At 62.6% G+C, this 24,763-nt stretch carries 21 protein-coding genes; 14 read left to right on the top strand and 7 right to left on the bottom strand.

All coding sequences use genetic code 11. The features are described 5' to 3' along the window. Positions 1 to 116 precede the first annotated feature (116 nt). Both ACFFUC_RS09590 and ACFFUC_RS09585 read right to left on the bottom strand, forming a co-directional pair. A complete protein-coding gene (locus tag ACFFUC_RS09590) occupies positions 117 to 1,286 on the bottom strand; it encodes an alpha-hydroxy acid oxidase (protein WP_377685717.1) in 1,170 nt (389 codons plus the stop codon). A gap of 33 nt (positions 1,287 to 1,319) precedes the next feature. Then, positions 1,320 to 1,832 (bottom strand): hypothetical protein, encoded by a 513-nt coding sequence (locus tag ACFFUC_RS09585; protein ID WP_377685715.1) that lies wholly within the window; start codon positions 1,830 to 1,832, stop codon positions 1,320 to 1,322. A 133-nt stretch (positions 1,833 to 1,965) separates the two neighbouring features. Here ACFFUC_RS09585 and ACFFUC_RS09580 point away from each other — a divergent pair, with 133 nt between their 5' ends. From ACFFUC_RS09580 to rpoD, 3 genes are all read left to right on the top strand, one after another. Further along, entirely contained in the window at positions 1,966 to 2,571 is a 606-nt protein-coding gene (locus tag ACFFUC_RS09580; protein WP_377685713.1) for a TetR/AcrR family transcriptional regulator, read from the top strand. A gap of 78 nt (positions 2,572 to 2,649) precedes the next feature. Next, entirely contained in the window at positions 2,650 to 4,608 is a 1,959-nt protein-coding gene (gene dnaG / locus ACFFUC_RS09575; protein ID WP_377685711.1) for a DNA primase, read from the top strand. 182 nt (positions 4,609 to 4,790) lie between these two features. Further along, positions 4,791 to 6,779, top strand: coding sequence for an RNA polymerase sigma factor RpoD (gene rpoD / locus ACFFUC_RS09570; protein WP_377685709.1), 1,989 nt, complete (start codon positions 4,791 to 4,793; stop codon positions 6,777 to 6,779). Between the two features lie 105 nt (positions 6,780 to 6,884). Here rpoD and ACFFUC_RS09565 read toward each other — a convergent pair whose 3' ends face one another. Next, positions 6,885 to 7,433: an NADPH-dependent FMN reductase gene (locus ACFFUC_RS09565; RefSeq protein ID WP_377685707.1), complete on the bottom strand. Its 549-nt coding sequence runs from the start codon at positions 7,431 to 7,433 to the stop codon at positions 6,885 to 6,887. Between the two features lie 134 nt (positions 7,434 to 7,567). Between ACFFUC_RS09565 and ACFFUC_RS09560 the strand changes: the two genes are divergently transcribed. Next, entirely contained in the window at positions 7,568 to 9,133 is a 1,566-nt protein-coding gene (locus ACFFUC_RS09560; RefSeq protein ID WP_377685705.1) for a DNA recombination protein RmuC, read from the top strand. Between the two features lie 187 nt (positions 9,134 to 9,320). Continuing rightward, positions 9,321 to 10,007 carry an aquaporin Z gene (gene aqpZ, locus ACFFUC_RS09555; RefSeq protein ID WP_377685703.1) on the top strand — a complete coding sequence of 229 codons (687 nt, stop codon included), beginning with the start codon at positions 9,321 to 9,323 and terminating at the stop codon, positions 10,005 to 10,007. Between the two features lie 76 nt (positions 10,008 to 10,083). Here aqpZ and ACFFUC_RS09550 read toward each other — a convergent pair whose 3' ends face one another. Then, on the bottom strand, positions 10,084 to 10,569 hold the full coding sequence (locus ACFFUC_RS09550; protein WP_377685702.1) for a DUF2380 domain-containing protein: 486 nt from the start codon (positions 10,567 to 10,569) through the stop codon (positions 10,084 to 10,086). Positions 10,570 to 10,786: 217 nt separating this feature from the next. On the opposite strand from ACFFUC_RS09550, the gene ACFFUC_RS09545 reads away from it, so the two are divergent. Both ACFFUC_RS09545 and ACFFUC_RS09540 read left to right on the top strand, forming a co-directional pair. Beyond that, positions 10,787 to 11,119 (top strand): hypothetical protein, encoded by a 333-nt coding sequence (locus ACFFUC_RS09545; protein ID WP_377685700.1) that lies wholly within the window; start codon positions 10,787 to 10,789, stop codon positions 11,117 to 11,119. Between the two features lie 89 nt (positions 11,120 to 11,208). Further along, positions 11,209 to 11,400 (top strand): hypothetical protein, encoded by a 192-nt coding sequence (locus ACFFUC_RS09540; RefSeq protein ID WP_377685698.1) that lies wholly within the window; start codon positions 11,209 to 11,211, stop codon positions 11,398 to 11,400. Positions 11,401 to 11,492: 92 nt separating this feature from the next. Here the strand turns inward: ACFFUC_RS09540 and ACFFUC_RS09535 are convergent, their stop codons facing one another. The 3 genes from ACFFUC_RS09535 to ACFFUC_RS09525 form a co-directional block, all read right to left on the bottom strand. Then, the gene (locus tag ACFFUC_RS09535) at positions 11,493 to 12,686 is read right to left on the bottom strand and encodes a Hint domain-containing protein (RefSeq protein WP_377685696.1); all 1,194 of its coding nucleotides are present in this window, start codon (positions 12,684 to 12,686) and stop codon (positions 11,493 to 11,495) included. Positions 12,687 to 13,065: 379 nt separating this feature from the next. Next, a complete protein-coding gene (locus ACFFUC_RS09530; RefSeq protein WP_377685694.1) occupies positions 13,066 to 13,809 on the bottom strand; it encodes a Bax inhibitor-1/YccA family protein in 744 nt (247 codons plus the stop codon). A gap of 154 nt (positions 13,810 to 13,963) precedes the next feature. Next, on the bottom strand, positions 13,964 to 14,932 hold the full coding sequence (locus tag ACFFUC_RS09525) for an NADPH:quinone oxidoreductase family protein (protein ID WP_377685692.1): 969 nt from the start codon (positions 14,930 to 14,932) through the stop codon (positions 13,964 to 13,966). Between the two features lie 185 nt (positions 14,933 to 15,117). Here ACFFUC_RS09525 and ACFFUC_RS09520 point away from each other — a divergent pair, with 185 nt between their 5' ends. The 7 genes from ACFFUC_RS09520 to ACFFUC_RS09490 all read left to right on the top strand — a co-directional run bounded on the left by ACFFUC_RS09520 (position 15,118) and on the right by ACFFUC_RS09490 (position 24,708). Then, entirely contained in the window at positions 15,118 to 15,477 is a 360-nt protein-coding gene (locus ACFFUC_RS09520) for a helix-turn-helix domain-containing protein (protein ID WP_377685745.1), read from the top strand. Positions 15,478 to 15,534: 57 nt separating this feature from the next. Beyond that, positions 15,535 to 16,320: an inositol monophosphatase family protein gene (locus ACFFUC_RS09515; protein WP_377685690.1), complete on the top strand. Its 786-nt coding sequence runs from the start codon at positions 15,535 to 15,537 to the stop codon at positions 16,318 to 16,320. Positions 16,321 to 16,413: 93 nt separating this feature from the next. Next, positions 16,414 to 17,799: a magnesium transporter gene (gene mgtE / locus ACFFUC_RS09510; RefSeq protein ID WP_377685688.1), complete on the top strand. Its 1,386-nt coding sequence runs from the start codon at positions 16,414 to 16,416 to the stop codon at positions 17,797 to 17,799. Further along, the gene (locus ACFFUC_RS09505) at positions 17,796 to 18,359 is read left to right on the top strand and encodes a 5-formyltetrahydrofolate cyclo-ligase (protein ID WP_377685686.1); all 564 of its coding nucleotides are present in this window, start codon (positions 17,796 to 17,798) and stop codon (positions 18,357 to 18,359) included. The genes mgtE and ACFFUC_RS09505 overlap by 4 nt, the downstream gene beginning before the upstream one ends. A gap of 483 nt (positions 18,360 to 18,842) precedes the next feature. Further along, a complete protein-coding gene (locus ACFFUC_RS09500) occupies positions 18,843 to 22,469 on the top strand; it encodes a vitamin B12-dependent ribonucleotide reductase (protein ID WP_377685684.1) in 3,627 nt (1,208 codons plus the stop codon). A gap of 501 nt (positions 22,470 to 22,970) precedes the next feature. Further along, positions 22,971 to 23,927: a glycosyltransferase family 2 protein gene (locus ACFFUC_RS09495; RefSeq protein ID WP_377685682.1), complete on the top strand. Its 957-nt coding sequence runs from the start codon at positions 22,971 to 22,973 to the stop codon at positions 23,925 to 23,927. Beyond that, positions 23,911 to 24,708, top strand: coding sequence for a polysaccharide deacetylase family protein (locus ACFFUC_RS09490; RefSeq protein ID WP_377685681.1), 798 nt, complete (start codon positions 23,911 to 23,913; stop codon positions 24,706 to 24,708). The genes ACFFUC_RS09495 and ACFFUC_RS09490 overlap by 17 nt, the downstream gene beginning before the upstream one ends. Positions 24,709 to 24,763: the final 55 nt, after the last annotated feature.

Genomic DNA, 24,763 nt, shown 5'->3' with positions numbered 1-24,763 from the left:
GATCGGTGCGGGTATCGGCGGGGAGCGGGGGGAGGGAAGGGCGGCCCCTTGCGGACAGGTCCGGGGCGGGGGCCGACCTGCGGGGCCATCAAGGACGGCCCCGCAGGACTTGCAGGTTAAACTCTGGTAAATTCGTCCAGAAAATCCTTGGGCAACAGAAGGTTGTGCGGTCCGAACTCGCGCACGTCGCGTTCGCCGCAGAGCGCCATCGTGGTGTCGAGCTCCTTGTGGATGATCTCGAGCGCCTTGGTCACGCCCTCTTCGCCCATCGCGCCCAGCCCGTAGATGAAGGCGCGGCCGATATAGGTCGAATGCGCACCCAGCGCCAAAGCCTTGAGCACGTCCTGACCCGAGCGGATACCGCTGTCCATATGGATCTCGATCTTGTCGCCCACCGCTTTCGCGATATGGGGCAACATGCGGATCGAGCTGAGCGCGCCGTCAAGCTGACGCCCGCCGTGGTTCGAGACGACAATCGCATCCGCGCCGAAATCGGCGGCGATACGGGCGTCCTCTTCGTCCAGAATGCCCTTGAGGATCAGTTTGCCGCCCCATTGCTCGCGGATGCGGGCGATTTTCGACCAGTCGAGTTTGGGGTCGAACTGTTCGGCGGTCCAGCTCGAGAGGCTCGAGAGATCGCCGACGCCTTTGGCGTGGCCGACGATATTGCCGAAGGTGCGGCGTTTGGTGCCGGCCATGCCCATGCACCACTGCCAGCGCCGTGCCAGATCCATGATCACCGGCAGGGTGAATTTCGGCGGCGCGGACAGGCCGTTTTTCAGATCCTTGTGGCGCTGGCCGAGGATCTGGAGGTCGAGCGTCAGCACCAAAGCCGAGCAATTGGCCTTTTTGGCGCGCTCGATCATGCCGTCGACGAAATCCTCGTCCCTCATCACGTAAAGCTGGAACCAGAAGGGCTTGTCGGTATTGGCCGCGACATCCTCGATCGAGCAGATCGACATGGTCGAGAGCGTGAAGGGCACGCCGAACTTCTGGGCGGCGCGGGCGGCTTTGATCTCGCCGTCGGCGCATTGCATGCCCGTCGAGCCGACCGGAGCCAGACCCACCGGCATCGTGACCTTTTCACCCAACATGGTGCTGGCGGTATTGCGGCCGGACAAGTCGACGGCCACTTTCTGGCGCAGGCGGATCTTGGCGAAATCCGTGGTGTTCTCGCGGAAAGTCTGCTCGGTATAGCTGCCGCTTTCGGCGTAATCATAGAACATGCGCGGGGCGCGGCGACGATGGAGCGCTTTGAGGTCGTCAATGCAGGTAATGACCGGCATTCTGGTTCCTTTCCGAAATGCGACGCGGCTTTGTCACTGGTTTGAAGCCGGGGTGCAATCGCCTTTGTTATCAGGGCATTCGGAAGTCTGACTTTCCGAACTGGTCGCGGATTGCGTGGCGCTTTCGGGCGCGGCGGCGGCTCCGCTTGCGGGGGCGGCTACGGGATCTGCAACAGGATCGGCTGCGGGATCGCTGTTGCGTAGCGCATCGGCGCGGGCGCGCAGATCCTTGGCGCGCTGCGCCAGATCGCCGGTATCGGGAGCGGGGGCACGGCCTGCGCCGGCCGACTGCAGACTGCCGCGACGCGCCTCGAGCTCGCCTTTGACGGTATCACCGCTCCGCGCTGCGCCCGAGGCATGGCCGGGAAGGACGGGATCGCGCAGCAATTGCTCGGTCGGGGCGAGTTCGGGATAATCGGTGGTGTAATCGCCGCAGGCCTGCAAACCGGCCACCATCAGCAGGGCCGCGCCGATTCGCCATGTCGAAGGGCGGGACGGGGAAAGGCCGCGCATCTGCTCCGGCCGCAAGGGGATGTGTCGCGCCATTCTGTCTCTCTTTAGGCTTGGCGCGAGCATAAAGCGGCACGGGGTTGCTCGGCAAGGCCGCGCAGGGCCTGCCCGCGGCCGATGCGCGGCTCTTGGCCCTTTCTCCGCTGCCGTGGAAAGCCTAAGAGAGATCATGGCCAGAACCCAAGGATCCCGCGCTGATATCACCGGCCCGCTCGTGCGGCAGGCGGCGCTGCGGCTTTTCGCGCGCGACGGCTATGCGGCGGTCTCGATGCGCCAGATCGCGGCGGCGGTCGGCGTGCAGGTCGGCACGCTTTACGGCTATACGCCCGACAAACAGGCACTGCTGGCCGATCTGATGCGCGAGCATATGGAGGGCGTCATCGCCGCCTGGCGCGACAGCCTTGGCGACGGCTCCGGCAACGGCGCCGAGGATCCGCTCGCGCGTCTCGACCGCTTCGTGGCCGTCCATATCGGCTCGAGCCTCGCCAATGTCGAAGGGGTTTTCCTTGCCTATATGGAGCTGCGCAACCTCTCGCCCGAGAATTTCGCGATGATCGCGCGTCTGCGGCGGCAGTACGAGGATGCGCTCGAAGCGATCCTGCGCGACGGTCAGGCGGCGGGGGTCATGCGGATTTCCGACACACGTCTGGCAACTTTGGCGCTGATCGCTATGCTGACGGGTATAACCAACTGGTATCGCGATGGTGGACGGCTTGACCGCGGGCATCTGGTGCAGATCTACTGTGATCTGGCACGGGGTGCGGTCGGGGCGTGATCCTGACCGTTTCCGCCCTCTCGAGCGGCCTCTGACGCGGCCCTTCCAAACCGATCGTTTCGCACCAATATTGCCATCATGAGCCTGTCCCCGCAATTTCTCGACGAGATCCGCGCCCGTGTGCCTTTGTCCCGTATCATCGGGCGCAAGGTGCAATGGGATTTGCGGCGCTCCAACCAGGCCAAAGGCGACTGGTGGGCACCTTGCCCTTTCCATCAGGAAAAATCTGCCTCCTTCCACGTCGATGACCAGAAGGGGTTTTATTACTGCTTCGGCTGCCATGCGAAGGGCGACATCCTGCGCTTCATGCAGGAGGCCGACGGCATGGGCTTTATCGAGGCGGTCGAGGTTCTGGCCGCCGAGGCAGGGCTCCAGATGCCCGCGCGCGATCCGGTTCAGGCGCAGCGCACAGACCGGCGCACCAAGCTGGTCGAGGTCATGGAAGAGGCCGTGCGCTGGTTCCGTCTCCAGCTCCAGACCGGCATGGCCCATGAGGCACGCGCCTATCTCGACCGGCGCGGCCTGACCGAAGCCGACCGCGAGCGTTTCGGCATCGGCTTCGCGCCCGACCAGCGGCAGGCGCTTTATCACGCCCTGCGCGGCAAGGGGATCGACGAGGCTCTGATCGTCGAGGCCGGATTGGCCGCGAAACCCGATGACGGCGGCGCGCCCTTCGACCGGTTCCGCGGCCGCATCATCTTTCCGATCCGCGACGCGCGGGGCCGCTGCATCGCCTTTGGCGGGCGCGCGATGGACCCGAATGCACGGGCGAAATACCTCAACAGCCCCGAGACGGCCCTGTTCGACAAGGGGCGCAATCTCTACAATCTCGGGCCTGCGCGCACCGCGGTCAGCAAAGGCCAGCCGCTGATCGTGGCCGAGGGCTATATGGATGTGATCGCGCTGGTGAAGGCCGGTTTCGAGGGCGCGGTCGCGCCGCTCGGCACCGCGATCACCGAAAGCCAGCTGCAATTGATGTGGCGTGTCTCGCCCGAACCGGTGATCGCGCTCGACGGCGATACCGCGGGGATGCGCGCGGCTTTGCGGCTGATCGATCTGTCTCTGCCCATGACCGGACCGGGGCAGGCGTTGCGTTTCGTCATCCTGCCCGAGGGTCAGGACCCCGACGATCTCATCCGCAAACAGGGCGCGCCCGCAATGGCCTCGGCGCTGGACGGGGCGCGGCCTCTGGTCGATCTTTTGTGGCAGCGCGAGACCGAGGGCAAAGTCTTCGACAGCCCCGAGCGCCGCGCGGCCTTGGACAAGTCCCTGTCCGATGCGGTGGCGCGGATCGCCGATCCCACGACGCGCGACTATTACACCTCGATCTTCAAACAGATGAAGTGGCAGCTCTTTTCGGGCCGTCGCGACGGGGGCGCAGGGGGTGGCGCGGGCGGCGGGGCGCGCGAGCCGCGGCGCGGAGCGGGCAATGCAGGCGGCGGACGGCAGCGCGGCAAGCCCGTTTTCGAGGCGCCTGCCGCCGCGCCGACCCGCGCTTCGATGCTCTCGGCGCCTCAGCTGTCCGAAAAAGCGACCGAGCAGATGATCGAGGCGATGGTTCTGGCGATCTGCGCCACCCATCCGGCTTTGGTCGCGGCGGTCGAGTCGCGGCTCGAACGCCTCATGCCCGAGGATCAGGGCCGGGCTGCGCTGATCCATGATCTTCTGGCCGGAACGCGGTCGGTGCAGGGGCGCATGGCCCTTGAAAGCATCCTGAGCGAGGCCCATGTCAAAGCGGCACCCGTGATTTCCAAACCACAGGACAGCGATGCGGCTTCGGATATTCTCGCCAATGCTCTCGACCGGATCGAAGCCCGACGGGCCGCGCGTCTGGAAATCGCGCGGGCAGAGGCCGAAATCGAAGGTCTGGCGGATGAGGGGCTGACATGGCGCGTGACCCAATCGGCGCGTCTGCGCCAGAAAGCCGACCACCCCGCTTTGGCCGATCTTGGCGATCTCGGCGAAAACAGCGATGCGCAGCGCGCCTTTCTGAAATCCGCCCTCGAAAATGAAATCTGGCGAAAGCCAAAGCGTTAACCCGAAACCCGCAGAAGAAACGAATCACGCGACCGCTACCGAATCACTTGGCGAATCACCTTCCGAATCATCGTGCCGGAAATCCCGTGCGGGCCTTTGATTCTTCGCCGCTATTCGGTAAAACCGAGCAGTTGCCGACCCGATTCGCCAACGCCGCGAATCACCGCCTTCAAGGAGCGAGCATGGCCGCCAAAGACGACGAAGACCAAAAGCCCGATACCAAGGATGATGATCATTCGCTTGATATGAGCCAGGCGGCCGTCAAGCGCATGATCGCGGAAGGCCGTGAGCGGGGTTACATCACCTACGACCAGCTGAACACGGTTCTGCCGCCCGATCAGGTCTCTTCGGACCAGATCGAGGACGTCATGTCGATGCTCTCGGAGATGGATATCCGCGTCGTCGAGAATGACGAGGACAGCGAGGAAACCGAGGCCACCGGCGGCGAATTGGTCACGACCAACACCGGCACGCGCGAAGTGGCGCTGGCGTCCTCGGAAACCGAAAAACTCGACCGGACCGATGATCCGGTGCGCATGTATCTGCGCGAGATGGGCTCGGTCGAACTGCTTTCGCGCGAGGGCGAGATCGCCATTGCCAAGCGCATCGAGGCCGGTCGCAACACCATGATCGCGGGCCTTTGCGAAAGCCCGCTGACCTTCCGCGCGATCACGATGTGGCGCGAGGAACTGCTCGACGAAGACATTCTGCTGCGTGACGTCATTGACCTCGAGGCGACCTTCGGGCGCACGATGGACGAAGAAGCCGACGAGCAGGAGCTTGCTGTCGGCGGCGAGACCGTGGCCCCTGCCGCGACCGGCCGCAACGACGGCGAGGAATTCGACGCCGACGGCAACCCCATGCGCCGCGACGACGACGAGGACGAGGACGACGGCCAGAACCTCTCGCTCGCCGCGATGGAAGCCAGCCTCAAGCCCAAGGTTCTCGAGACCCTCGAGATGATCGCCATGGGCTATGAAGAGCTTGCCCATATGCAGGACAGCCGGATGTCGGCCACCCTGAACGAGGACGGCTCGTTCTCGGCGGCGGACGAGCTCGCCTATCAGCGCAAACGCAGCGAAATCGTCGGTCTCGTGACCGAACTGCATCTGCACAACAACCGTATCGAAGCGCTGGTCGACCAGATCTACGGCATCAACCGCCGCATTCTGACCATCGACTCGGGCGTCGTGAAGCTGGCCGATGCCGCCCGCATCAACCGTCAGGAATTCATCAAGGCCTATCGCGGTTCGGAGCTGGACCCGACGTGGGTTGACCGCATGGCGGCCAATCCGGCGCGCGGCTGGCAGGCGCTGTTCGACAAATCCCGCACTCAGGTCGAGAATCTGCGCGGCGAGATGGCGATGGTCGGCCAACACGTCGGCGTCGATATCGAGGAATTCCGCCGCATCGTGAACCAGGTTCAGCGCGGCGAAAAAGAAGCGCGTCAGGCCAAGAAGGAAATGGTCGAGGCCAACCTGCGTCTGGTGATCTCGATCGCCAAGAAATACACCAACCGCGGCTTGCAATTCCTTGATCTCATTCAGGAAGGCAATATCGGCCTCATGAAGGCCGTCGATAAATTCGAATACCGTCGCGGCTACAAGTTCTCGACCTATGCGACCTGGTGGATCCGTCAGGCGATCACGCGCTCGATCGCGGATCAGGCCCGTACGATCCGTATTCCGGTCCATATGATCGAGACGATCAACAAGCTCGTGCGGACCGGCCGCCAGATGCTTCACGAAATCGGCCGCGAGCCGACCCCGGAAGAATTGGCCGAAAAGCTGCAGATGCCGCTGGAAAAGGTCCGCAAGGTGATGAAAATCGCCAAGGAGCCGATCTCTCTCGAAACCCCGATCGGGGACGAGGAAGACAGCCAGCTCGGTGATTTCATCGAGGACAAGAACGCGGTCCTGCCGCTGGAATCCGCCATTCAGGAAAACCTGAAGGAAACCACGACCCGCGTTCTGGCCAGCCTCACCCCGCGCGAGGAACGGGTTTTGCGGATGCGTTTCGGCATCGGCATGAACACCGACCATACGCTCGAAGAGGTCGGCCAGCAGTTTTCGGTCACCCGCGAGCGCATCCGCCAGATCGAGGCGAAGGCTCTGCGCAAGCTCAAGCACCCAAGCCGGTCGCGCAAGCTGCGCAGCTTCCTCGACCAGTAAGCGTCCGCAAGCCATCAAAAAACGCCGGTGATGAAAATCACCGGCGTTTTTCTTTTGTCCGACGGTGCGCTGCGGGTCGTCCCGCCGCGCGCCGAAAGGTCCTGATCAGGCGTTTTTCGCGATGAAAGCCGCGAACTGGTCGATATAGCCTTGCAGGAAAGCGCGGGTGCCCGCGTCGATCACATCGCCGCTCTCGTCATAGGCGGCGGGCTTCCACTGCAGGTTCACCTCGGGGAGGGGGGCCAGAACGGTCGAGAGGCTGGCGAGATCCGCGCGCAAGCGTGCCTGGCCCACAGCCGCACCGATCGAGCCCGGCGAGGTGCCGGCGACGGCGGTCGCTTTGCCCTGCCAGACGCCTTGACCATAGGGACGCGAGCCCCAATCCATAGCGTTTTTCAGGATGCCGGCATAGCTGCGGTTGTACTCCGGCGTCAGCATCAGAAGGCCGTCGGCTTTCGCGACCTGCTCTTTCATGCGCAGCACAGAGGCGGGCGGATTGACCCAGAGATCGTCGTTGTAGGCAGGCAGGTCGCCGATATCGACATAGTCGAAGACCAGCTTGCCGGCGGCAAGCTTTTCGAGCGCCTGTGCAAGCTTGAGGTTCAGCGAATCCTTGCGCAAGGAGCCGACGATTACCGCGACGGAATTGGTCATGGGAGGTCCTTTCTTCGGACTTGGCGAAGCGGCACCCGGCCGATCCGGTGTCTTCTCCGGATTTTGCGGGGGCGCAGGGTTGAATGGCTGGCACAAAAAGTGAACAGTGCAGCCGACCTGACAGGCGATAACACATGACCCCGACCTCTTCCATGCCGTTTTCCGAGAAGCTCTCGGCGGCTTTGTCCTTTCTCTTTTCGGATGCCGGACAGCTGCGCTTTTTGCTGGCGACGGCACTTGTTCTGATGCTGGCTTTCGCCGTCATGTGGCGTCGCGCCGCGGCGGATCGACGTGCTGCGGGGCACAGACTCGAGGCCTTGGGCGCGCAGATCCGGCAGCACGAGACCGCTGCAATCAGCGCCGCGGAAGGGGCCAAGGCACTGGAGCAGCGCCTTGCGGAAGTCGGTGCCCATGAGCGCGAGGTCTCTCTGCGTCTGGGCCGGATCGAGAGCGCTTATGACGGTCAGGCGGGGCGTCTGCGCGAGGTGATCGAAGAGCGCGACGATCTGCGCGATGCGCTCCATGCCGCACGCCAGTCCGAGGGGGTGCTTCAACGCCAATTGGCCGAAACCGTTCTTGCCGCCGACAAGGACCGCGAGACGGCGGCGCGCGACATAGCCACATTGCGCGAGCTGCGCGAAGAGATGACGCGTCATTTCAAGGTCATGGCCGACGAGACTTTGCGCGTTCAGGGCGAGGATATGCACAAGCGCCAGAGCGAAAGCATGACGGCGCTTTTGACGCCCTTCCGCGATCAGGTCCACCGTTTCCAGACCGAATTGCAGAACCGCTCCAAACAGACCGACGAGGAGCGCGCGCGGCTGCGCGAGCAGATCGAAGGCCTGCACAAGCGCTCAGAGGATATCTCGCGCGAGGCGGTGGCGCTGACGCGCGCGCTCAAGGGCGACCGCCAGAAGCAGGGGGCATGGGGCGAGATGATTCTTGAGAGATTGCTTGAGGAATCCGGTCTAAATAAAGGAATACACTACGAAACACAGGCGAGCACGACCGATGAGGAAGGGCGGCGGTGGCGGCCCGATGTCGTGGTGAAATTACCGCAAAAGAAAGTGCTGGTGATCGACAGCAAGGTCTCGCTTTCGGCCTATGAGGAGGCGGTGAACAGCGACGATCCGTTGACCTATGATGCGGCGATCAAGCGCCATGTCGCGGCTTTGCGTGCCCATATCACCGGCCTTTCCGGCAAGGGCTATCAGGTGCTCGATCAGGGTTCGGTGGATTACGTCCTGATGTTCATCCCGATCGAGGGCGCTTTTTCCGAGGCCCTGCGCGCCGATCCCGATCTCGCACATTTCGCGATGGAGCGGCGCGTCGGCCTGACCACTCCGACGACCCTGATGCTGACCCTGCGCACCGTCGACCACATCTGGACCGTCGAGCGCCGCGAGAGCAATGCCGCCCAGATCGCGGCGCGCGCGGGCCAGCTTTACGACAAGTTGCACGGCTTTGTTTCGTCGATGGAGGATGTCGGCCTTCAGCTCGACCGCGCGCAAAAGAGCCATTCGACCGCGATGGACCGGCTCAGCCGCGGCTCGGGCAACGTGATCCGTCAAGCCGAGCTTTTGCGCGAACTCGGCGCGCGGGCGCAAAAGCGCATCGGTCTGGACCATGACGGCGCGGCGGGGGATGTCGCCGACCTGTCGGGTCTTTCCGGCCCCGCCGAAACCGCCCCGCGGGAGTGACGCAACGGCGCAGAGGCAGGGCGGTGCCGCTTGGCGCTAAGCCTGTGTTCCCGCTGCCATAATTGACGGGATATAATTGCTGAACCAAACGTTACCGCGTGGCCTCTTGTGCCTAAAAAGCATATCATTTTCGCGAGCTTCGCCTTCGGGTGGCGCTGCAACAATGATAACATTGTGGGTAGGGACCATGCAGAAACAATTGGGTGCAGAACTTCTCGGGACATTCTGGCTGGTATTCGGGGGCTGCGGCAGCGCGATCCTCGCGGCAGGGTTTCCGGGTCTGGGGATTGGCTTTGTCGGCGTCTCGATCGCTTTCGGTCTGACGGTTCTGACCATGGCCTATGCGGTCGGCGGCATTTCGGGCGGACATTTCAACCCTGCCGTTTCGGTCGGTTTGACGGTAGCGGGACGTTTTCCCGCCTCGAAGCTGCTGCCCTATATCATCGCGCAGCTGATCGGCGCGACTTTGGCGGCAGCGGCGCTGTACGTCATCGCAACCGGCCAGACCGGCTATGTCATGGGCGGCTTCGCCTCGAACGGTTACGGCGATCTGTCGCCGGGCAAATATTCGATGATGTCGGCGCTGGTGATCGAGGTCATCCTGACCGCTTTCTTCCTGATCGTCATCCTCGGCACGACCCACGGCCGCGCGTCTGCAGGTTTCGCGCCGCTGGCAATCGGTTTGGCGCTGACGCTGATCCACCTGATCTCTATTCCGGTGACCAATACCTCGGTCAACCCGGCCCGCTCGACCAGCCAGGCGCTGTTCGCAGGCGGCGAGGCGATGTCGCAGCTCTGGCTCTTCTGGGTTGCGCCGATCGTCGGTGCGGTCATCGGTGCGGTGATCTGGAAAGCCGTCGGCGAGAACGACTGATCGCGGCGGCCCGAGGGGCCGCAATCGCGAAACGGAAAAGGGCGCCGCGCGGCGCCCTTTTTCTTTGGAGGCGCGCTCAGGGTTCGAGCTCGTCCTCGAGCGAGCGGCCGAGAAAGCCCGCGGCCTTGATCCAGCTTTCATCGGTATCGCCGCGAAAGCTGAGATTGCGGTCGAAGCGCGTGGTTTCGGCGTCGAGATCGACCAGCTGCACGAAAATCTGCATGATGAGCGTGCTGGATTTGTGGACGACCACGAAAAGCGCCAGATCCGACCCCGTTCCTTTCGCGAGGGTGATCAGGCAGGGCACCGTCTCGGGCGTGCAGGCGGTGGCGACATCCCGCGGCGTCAGGCTGCTCACGCGCGAGACCTCGGGCGCGAGCACGCGGGCCAGCTCTGCGCTCATCAGATCGACGCGGCGCTGATGGTCCTCGCGCTGGTCCTTGGCCTCGTGCGAGGTGTCGAAGAACTTGACCGGCATCAGCGCGAGGCTTTCGGCCTTGGCGGCAACCGGAAAGAGCGCGAGCGCGAGCGCGGCAAGAAGAGGGACGTTTCTCGTGGGCATGGCGAACTTTCATGGCTGTGCCGGATCAAGCGAGGATAGCGCGGTTGGCCACCAAATGAAGCGTTTTCACCGCGCGACGGCAGACGCCCGAGGGAGCGCGGCGAGCAAGTCGGGGACGGGTTGCGGCATCGGGCAGGGTGGTGCTAGACAATCGCCCCGATGCGGTGCGCTGCGTGAACCGATCCCCAAGGCTGGCCGCGATGGCCGCGAAAACGAGATGACCGAAGAGAAAGCATCCCTCCCTCCGATCGGCGCCGCTTTGCTGCGCCTGTTGGCGATTATGCTTTTGCTGGTCATTCCGCTGTCGCAGGACCGTTCTGTCGAAGGGATTTCTGCTGGAGCGGATCTCAAGGTCCTGCATGGCACGCTTTCGGATCTCCAGCGGCCCGATCCGGTTCTGATCACGCCGCCCTTGCCGGTCGAGGGCTTGCGCATTGCTCCCGACACGACAACCGCCCGCCGCATGGCGCTCGTGCCGGTGCCGCGGCTTGGGGTCATGCTTTGGCGCGAGGCCAGCCACCACGCCCGTGCGCCTCCGCTCCAACTCTGAAACCTTTGCGGATCCGGTCCTCAGGACCGGCGGATTTACCATGCGCGGTCCGCTGTGCATGCGACCGCGCGCATGTTCAGAGAAGATGAATGAGCGACAATCTCGACAACAACAGCCGTTTCAAATGCCCCGCCTGCGGCGAGGCGCTGGTTTGGCGGGCGAAGGCCTGCGCGGCCTGCAAGGAAACCGCGCCGATCTATAACCATCCGGCATTCTGGTACGGGCTGGCGGTTTTCGGCGTGATCAGCCTCGGGCTGATCCTTTGGGTGCTGGCGACCTGATCTTTATCGGCTCAGGCCGAGCGTCGAAACCGGCGGCGACAAAAGGAAAGGGCCGGCTTATGCCGGCCCTTTCGCATGCGGACTTGAAGGTCTTACTGGACCAGAGCGCGCCCGTTCTGGACATGGCGCACCGCCAGTTTGCGGCCCATGCGGCCGGTCGCGAGGTGGCGTGCCGCCACCGGAAGCTCGGTCGCGGTGCCGTTGCGCAGTTCCGGGAAGAGGGTGAAGATCTCTTCGCTGGCCTCGGGGCCAAGCGCGCGCAAAGCCTCGGGGCCGGTATAGAGCGATTCCGTCTCGGCGCCGTTCGACAGGACGATCTCGTGCTGGTCGAAGAGGAAGTGGAAATACTCCACCGCCACATCGCCCTCGACGGTATCGATGCCCTGGATCTGCAGAAGCTGCTTGGCTGCAACGAGAACCTCGTCGGTGCCGAACATCTTCTGCGCAATATTCGAGCGCACGAGGATGCGGTGCTGCGGCGAGACCAGAAGGTCCTCGCTCGGCATGTTCACCCCCAGCGCACCGGCGCGGATGCGGATCGGCTTGAGCTTGTCGTTCTGGCCGAGGATCTCGGGCCCCAGCACGCGCGAGCCGATCCAGCGGATGGGCTGGAGGCCGTTATCGCGGGTCCAGACGCGCATGCCTTCGGTGAGCTCTTCGACCTGGATCGCGCCGAATTCGGTTTCAATCAGCGTGCCGCGCACGAAGCAGGGGAAGCAATGCTCGTGCGGGGTGACGCCCGGCTCGTTGCGGCCGTAATGGGCGGGATCGCTCGAGAAGGTCACCGAAAGGATCGGATGGGTGAGCATCTCGGCCAGTTCGTAATCGGGCGCATTGTTCGGCGGCGGCATCAGGAAGGTGTTGCCGTCCGAATCCTGCATGACCCGCAGCGTCGACGTGTATTCCTGCACCGAACCGTCGGGCAGCTGGACGCGGATGGTGCTGACATGAACGTTGAACGCGGTGTTGACGGTATAATCCGCCTCGCTGCCGCCCAGAGAATGCGTAATTGTCTCGGAGGAGGGTGTGGCACCGTCGATCGGGATGATGCCGTCGCCATTGGTGTCGTTGAGCGTCACCTGCGTCATCTGGCGGTAAAGCGGATCCGTCGCGGAGCCGAAGGTCATCCCCGCGGTCGTGGCATAAGCGCCGTCAGGGCCTTGGGTGGTCTTGTCGAGGTCCATATTGGGCAATTTGCCCAGATAGATCATGCGTTCGGTCGTGCCGCAGCCGCAATCATCTGACGGTACCGTCGGGATGTCGTTCATCTCGTTACCCACATTCATACACAGCTCCGACAGGGAGCGATTACGATGCCGGGGAATGGGAACGAGAAATCGTTGGGAACGCCCAAAAAAGGGGGCGCTGCCGTCAAAAACACAGACGGCGATTTACTCGTTAACATCACTCGGCGACGGCCCAACGTGGCGCCGCTTCGTTAGTCTTACTTATTGAGGTAAATCGTTCAAGATTATTGTTTGTTGTCAGAACGGCGCTGCAGGCGGCGCATTCCGGACGCGGGGGATAACATCAATCAATACAGACACTTATCCGTGGTTAACCACAAGTGCCGATTGCTGAAAAGCAACACAGGATTTGTAAACTATACAAAAAGACAGGCCGGGATCGCTCCCGGCCTGCCCAATGGTTTCGCTTTTTGCGCGATTACTCGCGGTTGCCCATAAACTGCAGGAGGAACATGAACATGTTCAGGAAGTTCAGGTAGAGCGACAGCGCACCCATGATTGCCGACTTGCCAAGGAAGTCGTCATCCGAACCTGCCATCTGCAGATAGGTGTTCTTGATGTTCTGCGTGTCAAAGGCGGTCAGGCCCGCGAAGATCAGCACGCCGATTGCCGAGATGGCGAATTGCACCGCGCTCGATTGCAGGAAGATGTTCACCAGCGAGGCGACGATCAGGCCGATCAGGCCCATCATCAGGAAGGTGCCCATCGGCGCGAGGTTGCGCTTGGTGGTATAGCCGTAGAGCGAGAGGCCGGCAAAGGCGATCGCGGTCACAAGGAAGGTCTGGACGATCGAATAGCTCGTGTAGAACAGGAAGATCGAGCTGATCGACAGGCCCATGACGGCCGCGAAGAGATAGAAGACGAAGGTTGCTGCCTGAACCGACAGGCGGTTCAGCGCGGCGCCGAAGCCGAAGACCATCAGGAGCGGCGCGAACATGATCACCCAACGCAGCGGCGAGGTGTAGATCGCGGCGCCAAGGCCGGTCAGCGTGCCGTCGGCATTGACGGCAAGACCCGAGATCGCCCAGGCCGCACCGGCAGTCACCAGCAGGCCCACGGACATCAGACCGTAAACTTTGTTCATATAGGCGCGAAGGCCCGCGTCCAGAGCGGCCGAGCGCGTCGCGGTCCCGGCCGTACGGATCGAATTGTAGTCGGACATAAATGTCTCCCCGGTCAGAATTCGCGGTGCGCCCGATCGGCTCACCGTTCCCGACAAATATCGGGAAACTATGGCTTCATTTCAATGCTGGATGCGCGAAAGCTGCGATAAATGCGCGATAAATCGGCGGCGCGGTGGCAAGGGGTGCAGCCCTTCAGATCGAGACGACGACTTTTCCGATCGAGCGCCTGCTTTCCAGCAATTCATAGGCTTGAGCCAGATCGGAAAGCGGCGTGAGCGGGCCTTGGCGGGGCGTCAGACGGCCCTCGGCGACCATCGCGAAAAGCTGCGTCATACTGTCGCGGAGCAGTTCCGGCGCCAGTTTGCCATAGCCGCCCCAATAGAATCCGTGGATCGCGATGTTCTTGACCAAAGCATGGTTGAGGGGCAGTTCGGGCGGCTTGCCACCGGCAAATCCGATCACAAGATAGCGCCCGCCGGTACGCAGCGCGCCGAAGGCCGCAAGGCCCGGCGCATCGCCCACCGGATCATAGACGACATCGGCCCCGCCCAATGCGCGCAAAGCGGCCTTGAGATCGGGTGTGGTGTCGCTGTCGATCAAATCGCTCGCCCCTGCGGCCTTTGCCGCTGCAAGCTTGTCGGCGCCGCGAGCAACCGCGATGACGCGCGCCCCGAGTGCCGCGCCGATCTCGACCGCGGTCAGCCCGACGCCGCCTGCCGCGCCCAGAACCACCAGAACCTCTCCGGCGCGCAGATCCGCGCGGGCGGTCAGGGCGAGATGGCTCGTGCCGTAGGCGATCTGGAATCCCGCGGCATCGGCATAGGACATGCTGTCGGGGATGCGGATGCAGCGACCGGCAGGAAAGGTGCCGAATTCGGCCATCGTTCCCTGCGCCCAGACCGCGACTCTGTCCCCCGCCGAAAAGGGGGTGTTCGGCCCGACGGCAACGACTTCTCCCGCGCCTTCAAGGCCGGGGACGAAGGGCAAGGGCGGGGTTTCCTGATATGTTCCCTTGACCATCAGCAGATCCGCGAAATTTAATGCGGCTGCCCTCATGCGGACCAAAATCTCGCCTTCAGCGGGTATTCTCGTCGTGATTTCAATGGGCGAGGGGCGCTCGCCCCTGACCTGAACCATCATGGCGGTCGCTGTTTGCGTCATTCTTGCTCCGAAATTTAGCAGACAAAATGCGTTAATGGCTTGGCATCCCCAAAAACACTTGTACAAAATGATATTGTATCTGCTTAGGAAGAAAACGGTCAGCGGTGCAAAGAGGCCACATTTTTTTGATGTCGGCATCGGTTCGCGACGGTCGTGGTCTGTTTTGTGTGAGTGAGGATGTTGAGATGAAGCATAACGTGGACCTGCATGTGGGGAAACGTATTCGCCATCGCCGCTGGATGATCGGGATGACCCAGCAGCAATTGGCCGAGAAAGTTGGAATCAAGTTTCAGCAAATCCAGAAATACGAGACCGGCATGAACCGTGTCTCTGCATCGCGTCTTTGGGATATTGCCCAATCGGTCGATGTCCCCGTGAGCTTCTTCTTCGAAGGACTGGGTGACGATCGAGCGCGTGCCGAGATCGAGGGCGATATTCTGGCCGATAAAGAAGCGCTGCAGCTGGTGCGTTCTTATTACGCCATGCCCGAGGCACAACGCCGCCAGATTTTCGAGCTTGCCCGCGTTCTTTCCGACGCGGCCTGACTTTTACCCGCGGCGACAAAAGGCTATGTCTGGTCCCGGATCAACACGGGGGCAGACATGACCGACGCCGCACAGATCATCGCGACAGCCCATCTTTTGGCGGATGCGGCGAGGCACGAGACGCTTCGGCTGTTTCGGACGCCTTCGCTGCATCCAGACAACAAGGCCGCAAGCGGCTTCGACCCCGTGACCGAGGCGGACCGCGCCTCGGAGCGGGCCATGCGCGCGCTCTTGGCGCAGCATCGACCCGATGATGCCATTCTCGGCGAGGAATACGGCAGCAGCGCAGGCCGTTCGGGCCTGACCTGGGTCCTCGATCCGATCGACGGCACGCGGGCCTTCATCTCCGGCGCGACCAGCTGGGGTGTGCTCATTTCAGTCACCGACGAGAACGGCCCGATATACGGGCTGATCGATCAACCCTATATCGGGGAGCGCTTCGAGGGCGGCTTCGGCCAAAGCCGGATGAGCGGTCCGCGCGGCGAGGCGGGGCTTGCGACGAGGCGCGGCGTCACGCTGGATGGCGCGACCTTGATGTCGACCTATCCCGAAGTCGGCACGGCCGAGGAATATGCCCGTTTCCGCAAAGTGGCAGACAAGGTGCAGCTTACGCGCTACGGGCTCGATTGCTATGCCTATGCGCTGCTGGCCGCGGGCCAGATCGATCTGGTGATCGAGGCGGGGCTGCAATCCTACGATGTCTGCGCGCCGATTGCCGTGATCGAGGCTGCCGGTGGTGTGGTCACCGACTGGCAGGGCGGCCCCGCGCATGAGGGGGGCCGAATTATTGCGGCCGGCTCGCCGGAACTTCACGCCCAGGCTCTTGCGCTTTTGCAAAACTGACAGCAAAAGCCCGCTCTGCCTTGATTGTCGCCATGCTCCTCTAGGGGTATGTTGCGGCTGCAAGGACCACTTCCAAGCGACAGGAATGCCAAGATGAGCCAAAACCGCGAGGCCGAGATCACAAGTCAGGACGATGACTTCCGGCCGCGGCAGGAGGTTATCGACAGCGTGATCCAGGCGATCGACGACGGCGATGCCCTGCGGCTCGACGACCTGCTCGAGCCGATGCATGCCGCCGATATCGCGGATCTCATCGAACAGCTGACGCCCGCGCGACGGAAGGTCTTTCTCGACCTCTATTCCGGCGAGATCGACGGCGAGATCCTCTCGGAAATCGACGAATCCATCCGCGACGAGGTGGTCGAGGCCCTGCCGCATGCCGTGCTTGCCGAAGCCGTGCGGGAAATGGACAGCGACGACGTCGTCGACCTGCTCGAAGACCTCGAAGTGCCCGAACAGCAAGCGCTTCTGGCCGAGCTCGACGAATCCGACCGTGCGGCAGTCGAGCAGTCGCTGAATTACCCCGAGCATTCGGCCGGTCGTCTGATGCAATCCGAGGTGGTGACCGCGCCCGAACATTGGACCGTGGGCGATGCGATCGCCTTTCTGCGGACCGAAGACTGGCTGCCCGACCAATTCTATCACGTCGTTCTGGTCGATCCGCGCCGTCGTCCGACCGGCTATGTCACGCTTGGCAAGATCCTGTCCTCGCGCCCGCAAATCATGCTGCGCGACATCACCGAAGACAGTTTCCGCACGATTTCGGCGCTGCAGGACGAAGGCGATGTCGCCTATGCCTTCAACAAATACCACCTGATCTCCGCGCCGGTCGTCGACGAGGCCGACCGGCTTGTCGGCATGATCACCATCGACGACGCCATGTCGGTTCTCGACGAGGAACACGAGGAAGACTTCCTGCGCATGGCGCGCGTTGCAGATGACAGCCACGTCTCGGACGGGCCGTTCCAGACCGCCAGACAGCGTTTGCCGTGGTTGATCATCAACCTCTTTACCGCCTCGATCTCGGCTCTGGTGATCTCGCAGTTCGAGGCCACGCTGAGCACATTCGTGATCCTTGCCGCATTGATGCCGATCGTGGCCTCGACCGGCGGGATCGCGGGGACGCAATCGCTGGCCGTCGCGGTCAGGGCCTTGGCCACGCGCGAACTCACGAGTTCGAACGCGCGCCGCGTCGTGCTGCGCGAGTTGATGGCGGGGCTTTTGAACGGGCTTGGACTGGCTGTCATTTTGTGTGTCGCGGCGAGCGTCATTCTCGGCAGTCCTGCGATCGGGATCGTTTTGGGCACGGCAATGATCGCAAACCAGATCGTCGCCGCCATGGGCGGGGTGTTGGTTCCGCTCACGCTCAGCAAATTCGGCCTTGATCCGGCTTTGGCCTCGGGGACTTTCGTGACCACAATGACCGATGTCATGGGCTTCTTCGCTTTCCTCGGCCTTGCCTCATGGATCCTGATTTGACGCCTCAAGGGCAGGCGGAGCGCAAGCAGGCCTTGCGCAAAGAGGCCCTTTCGGCGCGGGCGCGGGGAGGGGATGGCGCAGCGCTGACGCGTAATCTCGGCGCGGCGCTTGCACCCTTTGCCGGCGCGACCCTTGCCGGCTATTGGCCGATCAAGACCGAGGCCGATCCGCGGCCCGCGCTTTTGGCCCATCAGGGGCCTTTGTGTCTGCCGGTCGTTCTCGGCCCCGCACTGCCGCTGGTTTTTCGCGCTTGGGACGGGACCGAGGCCCATCTCGAGCGCGGCGATTTCGCGACGCGCCATCCCGATGATTCGCAACCCGAGCTGACACCCCGCGTTGTCATCGTACCGCTTGCGGGCTTTGACCGTTACGGCAACCGGCTGGGCTATGGTGGCGGGTTCTACGATCGAACCCTTGAAATCCTTCGATCTTCCGGGCCGGTGACGGCGATTGCCTGTGCCTTTGCTGCTCAGGAGCTGCCCTTCATCCCGACCGAGCCGACCGATCAGCCTCTGGATCTGATTGTGACGGATTCGGGAATTTTTCAGCCCCGAAGCTGATTTTTTTCACCGCTGAAAAACGGAACGAAGGGGATACGCGCGAATCTCCGTGCGACCGTCCGTGCCGGTTGAAAAAGGGTGAGGCAAGGCACCGAAGCCGCATGGAACACTGGGGAAATGGCGCAAAGGCTCCACGTTAACATTATGTTAACCTAGGTTTACGCGGGCCTTCCGGCCTTTCTAGGGGGTAACATCCGCGTGAATGTCAAATGATAAATCTTGTTGCAAGACTGGGTCGCCCCCGTCACCTTGTGGATCGAGTGAAGACGGCTACCACATCTTGCGGTCGCGCCCTGTCCAAACCGGCTTTCAAACCGGCTCGGGGTCCAGCGCAAACGGGTAAGGCCGCGACGGCTTTGGACAGTAATCAGTTCGCAAGATGATCCCCCGCAAGGGCAGATCGCCCCGAAAACCCTTCCGGGCAACCGCAGGCCGATGCGCTTGCGGGCGGGTCATTGCGCGACATCACGACGAGGGATGAGGATGCGGATCGCGCGACATTTCACGAGCTCCGAGGGCGGGGCCTATGGCGGAATTGTCTTTGAAACCACCGTCAGCGAGATCCGCAATCCCGACGGAAGGATCGTCTTCCGCAATGCGCAGGTCGAAGTTCCCGACAGCTGGAGCCAGGTCGCCTCGGATGTGATCGCACAGAAATACTTCCGCAAGGCCGGCGTGCCCGCGCGCCTCAAACGCGTCAAGGAAGCGGGCGTGCCCGAGTTTCTCTGGCGCTCGGTTCCCGATACGGCCGCTTTGACGAAATTGCCCGAAAGCGAGCGTTTCGGCGGCGAGACCTCGGCGAAACAGGTCTTCGACCGGCTGGCCGGGACCTGGGCCTATTGGGGCTGGAAGGGCGGGTATTTTTCTGATGAAGAAAGCGCGCGCAGCTATTTCGACGAGATGCGCCTGATGCTCGCCCGCCAGATGGCGGCGCCGAATTCCCCGCAATGGTTCAACACCGGCCTGCATTGGGCCTACGGGATCGACGGGCCCTCGCAGGGGCATTTTTATGTGGATTATCAAAGCGGCGCGCTGGTCCAGTCGCAAAGCGCCTATGAGCATCCCCAGCCGCATGCCTGTTTCATCCAGTCGGTTTCGGATGATCTGGTGACCGAGGGCGGGATCATGGATCTTTGGGTCCGCGAGGCGCGGCTGTTCAAATACGGCTCGGGAACGGGGACGAATTTCTCGTCCTTGCGCGGCGAGGGCGAGAAGCTTTCGGGCGGCGGCAGTTCCTCGGGGTTGATGGGATTCCTGCGGATCGGCGATCGTGCGGCGGGGGCGATCAAATCGGGCGGGACGACGCGGCGTGCGGCCAAGATGGTGATCTGCGACATGGATCACCCCGATATCGAGGCTTTCATCAATTGGAAGGTGATCGAGGAGCAGAAGGTCGCGAGCCTCGTTGCCGGCTCGAAGATGCACGAGCAGAAGCTGAACGGCATTTTTGCGGCGATCCGCGATTTCGCGGGCGAGGGGCTCGAGGCCACCGATCCGGCGGTGAATGCCGGCTTGCGGGTCGCGATCCGCTCGGCCAAGAAAGCGGCGATCCCCGAGACTTATATCAACCGCGTGCTGCAATATGCGCGTCAGGGCTTTGATGCGATCGAATTCCCGACCTATGACACCGATTGGGATTCCGAGGCCTATGTCTCGGTTTCGGGGCAGAACTCCAACAATTCGGTGAGGGTGACCGACGCGTTTCTGGCGGCCGTGCGCGAGGATCGTCCGTGGGAATTGCTGCGGCGCACAGACGGCTCGGTCGCCAGGACCGTGAGCGCGCGCGACCTCTGGGACCAGATCGGCCATGCCGCCTGGGCCTGTGCCGATCCCGGTATCCAGTTTCACGACACGATCAATGCCTGGCACACCTGTCCGGCCGACGGGGCGATCCGTGCCTCGAACCCGTGTTCGGAATACATGTTCCTCGACGATACCGCCTGCAATCTCGCCTCGCTCAATCTGCTGACCTTCTGGCGCGAGGGGCGTTTCGACGCCGAGGCCTATAGCCATGCGGTGCGGCTCTGGACCCTGACGCTCGAGATTTCGGTGCTGATGGCGCAGTTCCCATCAAAGGAAATCGCGCAAAGATCCTATGATTACCGGACCTTGGGGCTTGGCTATGCCAATATCGGCGGGCTCTTGATGACCATGGGGCTCGGCTATGATTCCGTCGAGGGGCGTGCGCTTTGCGGGGCCTTGAGCGCGCTGATGACGGGGGCGAGCTATGCCGCTTCTGCCGAGATGGCGGGCGAGCTGGGGCCGTTTCCGCGCTACGGTGCCAATGCGGGGGAGATGTTGCGCGTGATCCGCAACCATCGCCGCGCCGCCTATGGCGAGGCTGGTTTCGAGGGGGTCAATGTCGCGCCGGTGCTGCTGGATGCGCGCAATTGCCCCGATCAGGGCCTTGTGGCTTTGGCGCGCTCGGTATGGGATCGGGCGCTCGCGCTTGGCGAGGCGCATGGGTTCCGCAATGCGCAAGCAACGGTGATCGCGCCGACAGGCACCATCGGGCTGGTGATGGATTGCGACACCACCGGCATCGAGCCCGATTTCGCCCTGGTCAAATTCAAGAAGCTCGCGGGTGGCGGCTATTTCAAGATCATCAACCGCTCGGTTCCCGCGGCCTTGGCGGCTTTGGGCTATGCTGAGGCCGAGATCGCCGAGATCACCGCCCATGCGGTCGGCCATGCCAGCTTGGGCAATTGCCCCGCGATCAACCGCGCAAGCCTGATCGGCCACGGCTTCGGGCCGGCCGAGCTCGAAAAGATCGATGCGGCTTTGGCTTCGGCTTTCGATATCCGCTTCGTCTTCAACCAATGGACGCTGGGAGAGGACTTCTGCCAGAAGACCCTCGGCATTCCGGTCGAAAAGCTCACCGATCCCGCATTCGACCTGTTGAGCCATCTGGGCTTTACCAAGGCGCAGGTCGATGCGGCCAACGACCATATTTGCGGCACGATGACACTGGAGGGCGCGCCTTTCCTCAAGCCCGAACATTACGCCGTCTTTGACTGCGCCAATATCTGCGGCAAATCGGGAACGCGCTATCTGTCGGTCGAGAGCCATATTCTGATGATGGCGGCAGCCCAGAGCTTCATTTCGGGTGCGATATCCAAAACGATCAACATGCCCAACGACGCGACCATCGCAGAGGCTTTGGCCGCCTACGAGTTGAGCTGGTCGCTTGGCGTCAAAGCCAATGCGCTGTATCGCGACGGCTCGAAACTGTCGCAGCCTCTGGCTTCGGCTTTGGTCGAGGATGACGAGGCGGCCGAGGAGGTTCTCGCCAGCGGCAGCCTTCACGAGAAGACTGCGGTTATTGCCGAGAAAGTGGTCGAGAGGATCATCGTCAAGGAAATCGTGCGCAGCAACCGCGAGAAGCTGCCGACGCGGCGCAAGGGCTATACGCAAAAGGCGATTGTCGGCGGCCACAAGGTCTATTTGCGCACCGGCGAATATAACGACGGCACGCTTGGCGAGATCTTCATCGACATGCACAAGGAGGGCGCGGGCTTCCGTGCCATGATGAACAATTTCGCCATCGCGGTCTCGGTCGGGCTGCAATACGGCGTGCCGCTGGACGAATTCGTCGATGCTTTCACCTTCACCCGTTTTGATCCGGCGGGGATGGTGCAGGGCAATGACTCGATCAAGAATGCAACCTCGATCCTCGACTATGTTTTCCGCGAACTGGCGGTGAGCTATCTCGACCGCACCGATCTGGCCCATGTCCAGCCGGCGGGGACGCGGTTCGACGAAATGGGCGGCGGGGTGGCCGAGGCGCGCCCCAATGTCGCGCCGGTCAGCGAGGGGTCCTCGCGCTCGCTCGACATGCTGCGCCAGATCAGCTCGACCGGCTATCTGCGCAAACGCCTGCCCGAGGACCTTCTGGCGCAGGGCATGGCGGGTGCGATGCCCGCAGGGGCGAGGCAGGAGGGGCCGCTTGCGGTCGCGCCCGAAAGCGGCGCGGGCCTCGATGCGCGCGCCAAGGCCAGGATGCAGGGCTACGAGGGCGATCCTTGCGGCGAATGCGGCAATTATACTTTGGTGCGCAACGGGACCTGCATGAAATGTAATACCTGCGGCGGCACCAGCGGCTGCAGCTGAAAGCCCCACCGCATGAACGAGGTTGCGGGGCAGGCGAGCCTGCCCTCAGCGCTGAGATGGCCCAGGCAAAAACAACTCCGGGCAGTCAACGAAAGAGCCTGATCAGCGGAACTCCCCCCTTCCGGAGGAAGCGGGGGATTTTTTTCAATCCGCGATTGTCGTGTGATTCTCTCGGGATCTTCAATCATGGGCGGGAAGGGCGTGATCATGCGCGCTGGTTATAAAATCGGCAGGGATTTCCGATGAAACTTGCGGGAAGATCAATCGTGACGGGAAAAATGTCGAAAATTTATCGGACGAAACAGGCGCAGAAACGCGGCATAATTTAGTTAAATTGCTGTAAACGTACAAATTAAATTTTTTCTCTCCTGCAACCACCGCACGTTACAAGAAAAAAAATGCTTCCGAGCGGAGTTTTGCTTAGGCAAAATGAACAAGCGAGGGCTGCGCGGTTTTTTCAGCCAGGTTTGTAGGTTGTTAAAGGGGGGGAGTGTCGTTCCTATGGACAACGATATCGATTTCGCGCGCGCCGCGGCGCCTGCGCAGAGCCGTCGCCGGCTCGAGATTTGCATTCCCGTTTTCCGACAGGATCCGTCCAACCTGATCGCGGATTTGTCGCGCCAGATCGGGGCGCGGGATGTGGCTTTGCGCATCTACGACGACGGCTCGGGCGATCCGGTGCTGACGCAGCGCATCCGCGAGGCGCTGGCCTCTTTCCCGGGACCGACCACCTTGATGTGCGTCGCCGAAAACCGCGGGCGTGCGGCCGCGCGCAACGGGCTGATCACTGCGTCGGACGGGGAATGGCTCCTGTTTCTCGATGCCGATATGCGGGTCGAGGGGCGGAACTTCCTCAATGCTTATCTCGAGGCCGCAGCGCGCCAGAACGGGCCGTGCTGCATTGTCGGAGGCTTCGGCGTCGATTTGCGGATGGTGACGTCGGCGACCAAACTGCATGCGATGCAGTCGCATAAATCGGAATGTCTGGGTGCGGCGCGCCGCAATGCCGATCCCGGGCGCTATGTGTTCACCTCGAACATCTTCCTTCACCGTCAGATCTGCAAGGAAATGCCCTTCAACGACCAGTTTCGCGGCTGGGGGTGGGAGGATGTCGAATGGGGGCTCAATATCGTCAGCCGCTTTCCGGTGATCCATATCGACAATGCCGCGACCCATCTGGGTTTGGACGAGGACAAGGCGCTTCTGGTCAAATACGAGCACTCGGAGCTGAATTTCCTTCTGATGCTGCAGGCCCATCCCGATAGTGTCGCGCGCATGCCGGTCTACCGCATTGCGCGCCAACTTTCGCACTTGCCGCTGCGGCGTGCGCTGATCTGGTCGTGCCGCCAGACCGTGGTTTCGGGACGTTCGATCCTGCCGGTCTCGCTGCGTCTTTTTGCGCTGAAGGTCTTCCGCGCCGCCATTTATGCCCAGGCTCTCCATGCTCAAAAACACTGAATCGGTTTATGTTCCGGCGCTGGATTTCGGCGCGCGGCTCAGACGGCGCTGGACGGCGGCGCGCACGGTTGCGCCTTTGCGGCGCGGCACAAACGAATTCCTGCTCTCGGTGAGCTTCGACGATGTGCCGGATTCGGCTGCGACCTTGGGGGCGGCAGTTCTGGCCGCCCAAGGGGTCAGCGCCAGCTGGTATGTCGCGAGCGGGCTTTTGCGCAAGGACAGCCCGAGCGGGCGTATTCTCGATGCGGCGCGCATCCGAGAATTGGCGGCAGGTGGACACGAGATCGCCCTGCACGGACATAGCCACGCCAATCTCGCCTTGCAAAGCACCACCGATGCCGTTTTCGATATTCGGCGCAATATCAATGAGCTATCCGATATTCTTGGACGGTCCCCGAGCAAGCATTTCGCCTATCCCTATGGCGAAACCTCGGTCGCGCTGAAACGCGCTTTGCGCGGAGAGGTCGCCTCGGCGCGCGGCATTCGTGCGCAAAGCAATGGCGAAGGGCAGGACCGGCTTCAGCTTGGCGCCTATGAGCTGAGCCCCGATCCGGCAACCTGCAGCCGTGCCGAAGCGGCGATGGCGCAGGCGGCGCGTCATGGCGGCTGGGTCGTTCTGTTCACCCATGATGTCGCGCATGAGCCCAGCCCCTATGGCGTCACGCCGCAGGTGCTGGCCCAGCTTCTTGAGCGGGCGCGCAGCCTTGGTGCGCGGATCATGCCGGTGGGCGAGGCCTTCCTCACGCTGGCCGGTCAGCCCGCCGTCGTCTCCTTCGCGTGAACGGGCGGGTCCCGCGCGCGTGAGCAAAGAAAAACGGCGCCGCAAATCTGCGGCG

Origin of the sequence: Paracoccus cavernae, assembly GCF_042430175.1 — a bacterium.
Lineage (GTDB): Bacteria > Pseudomonadota > Alphaproteobacteria > Rhodobacterales > Rhodobacteraceae > Paracoccus > Paracoccus cavernae.
The sequence above is the reverse complement of the archived record's forward strand: the minus strand, read 5'-3'. Positions and strand labels throughout refer to the sequence as shown.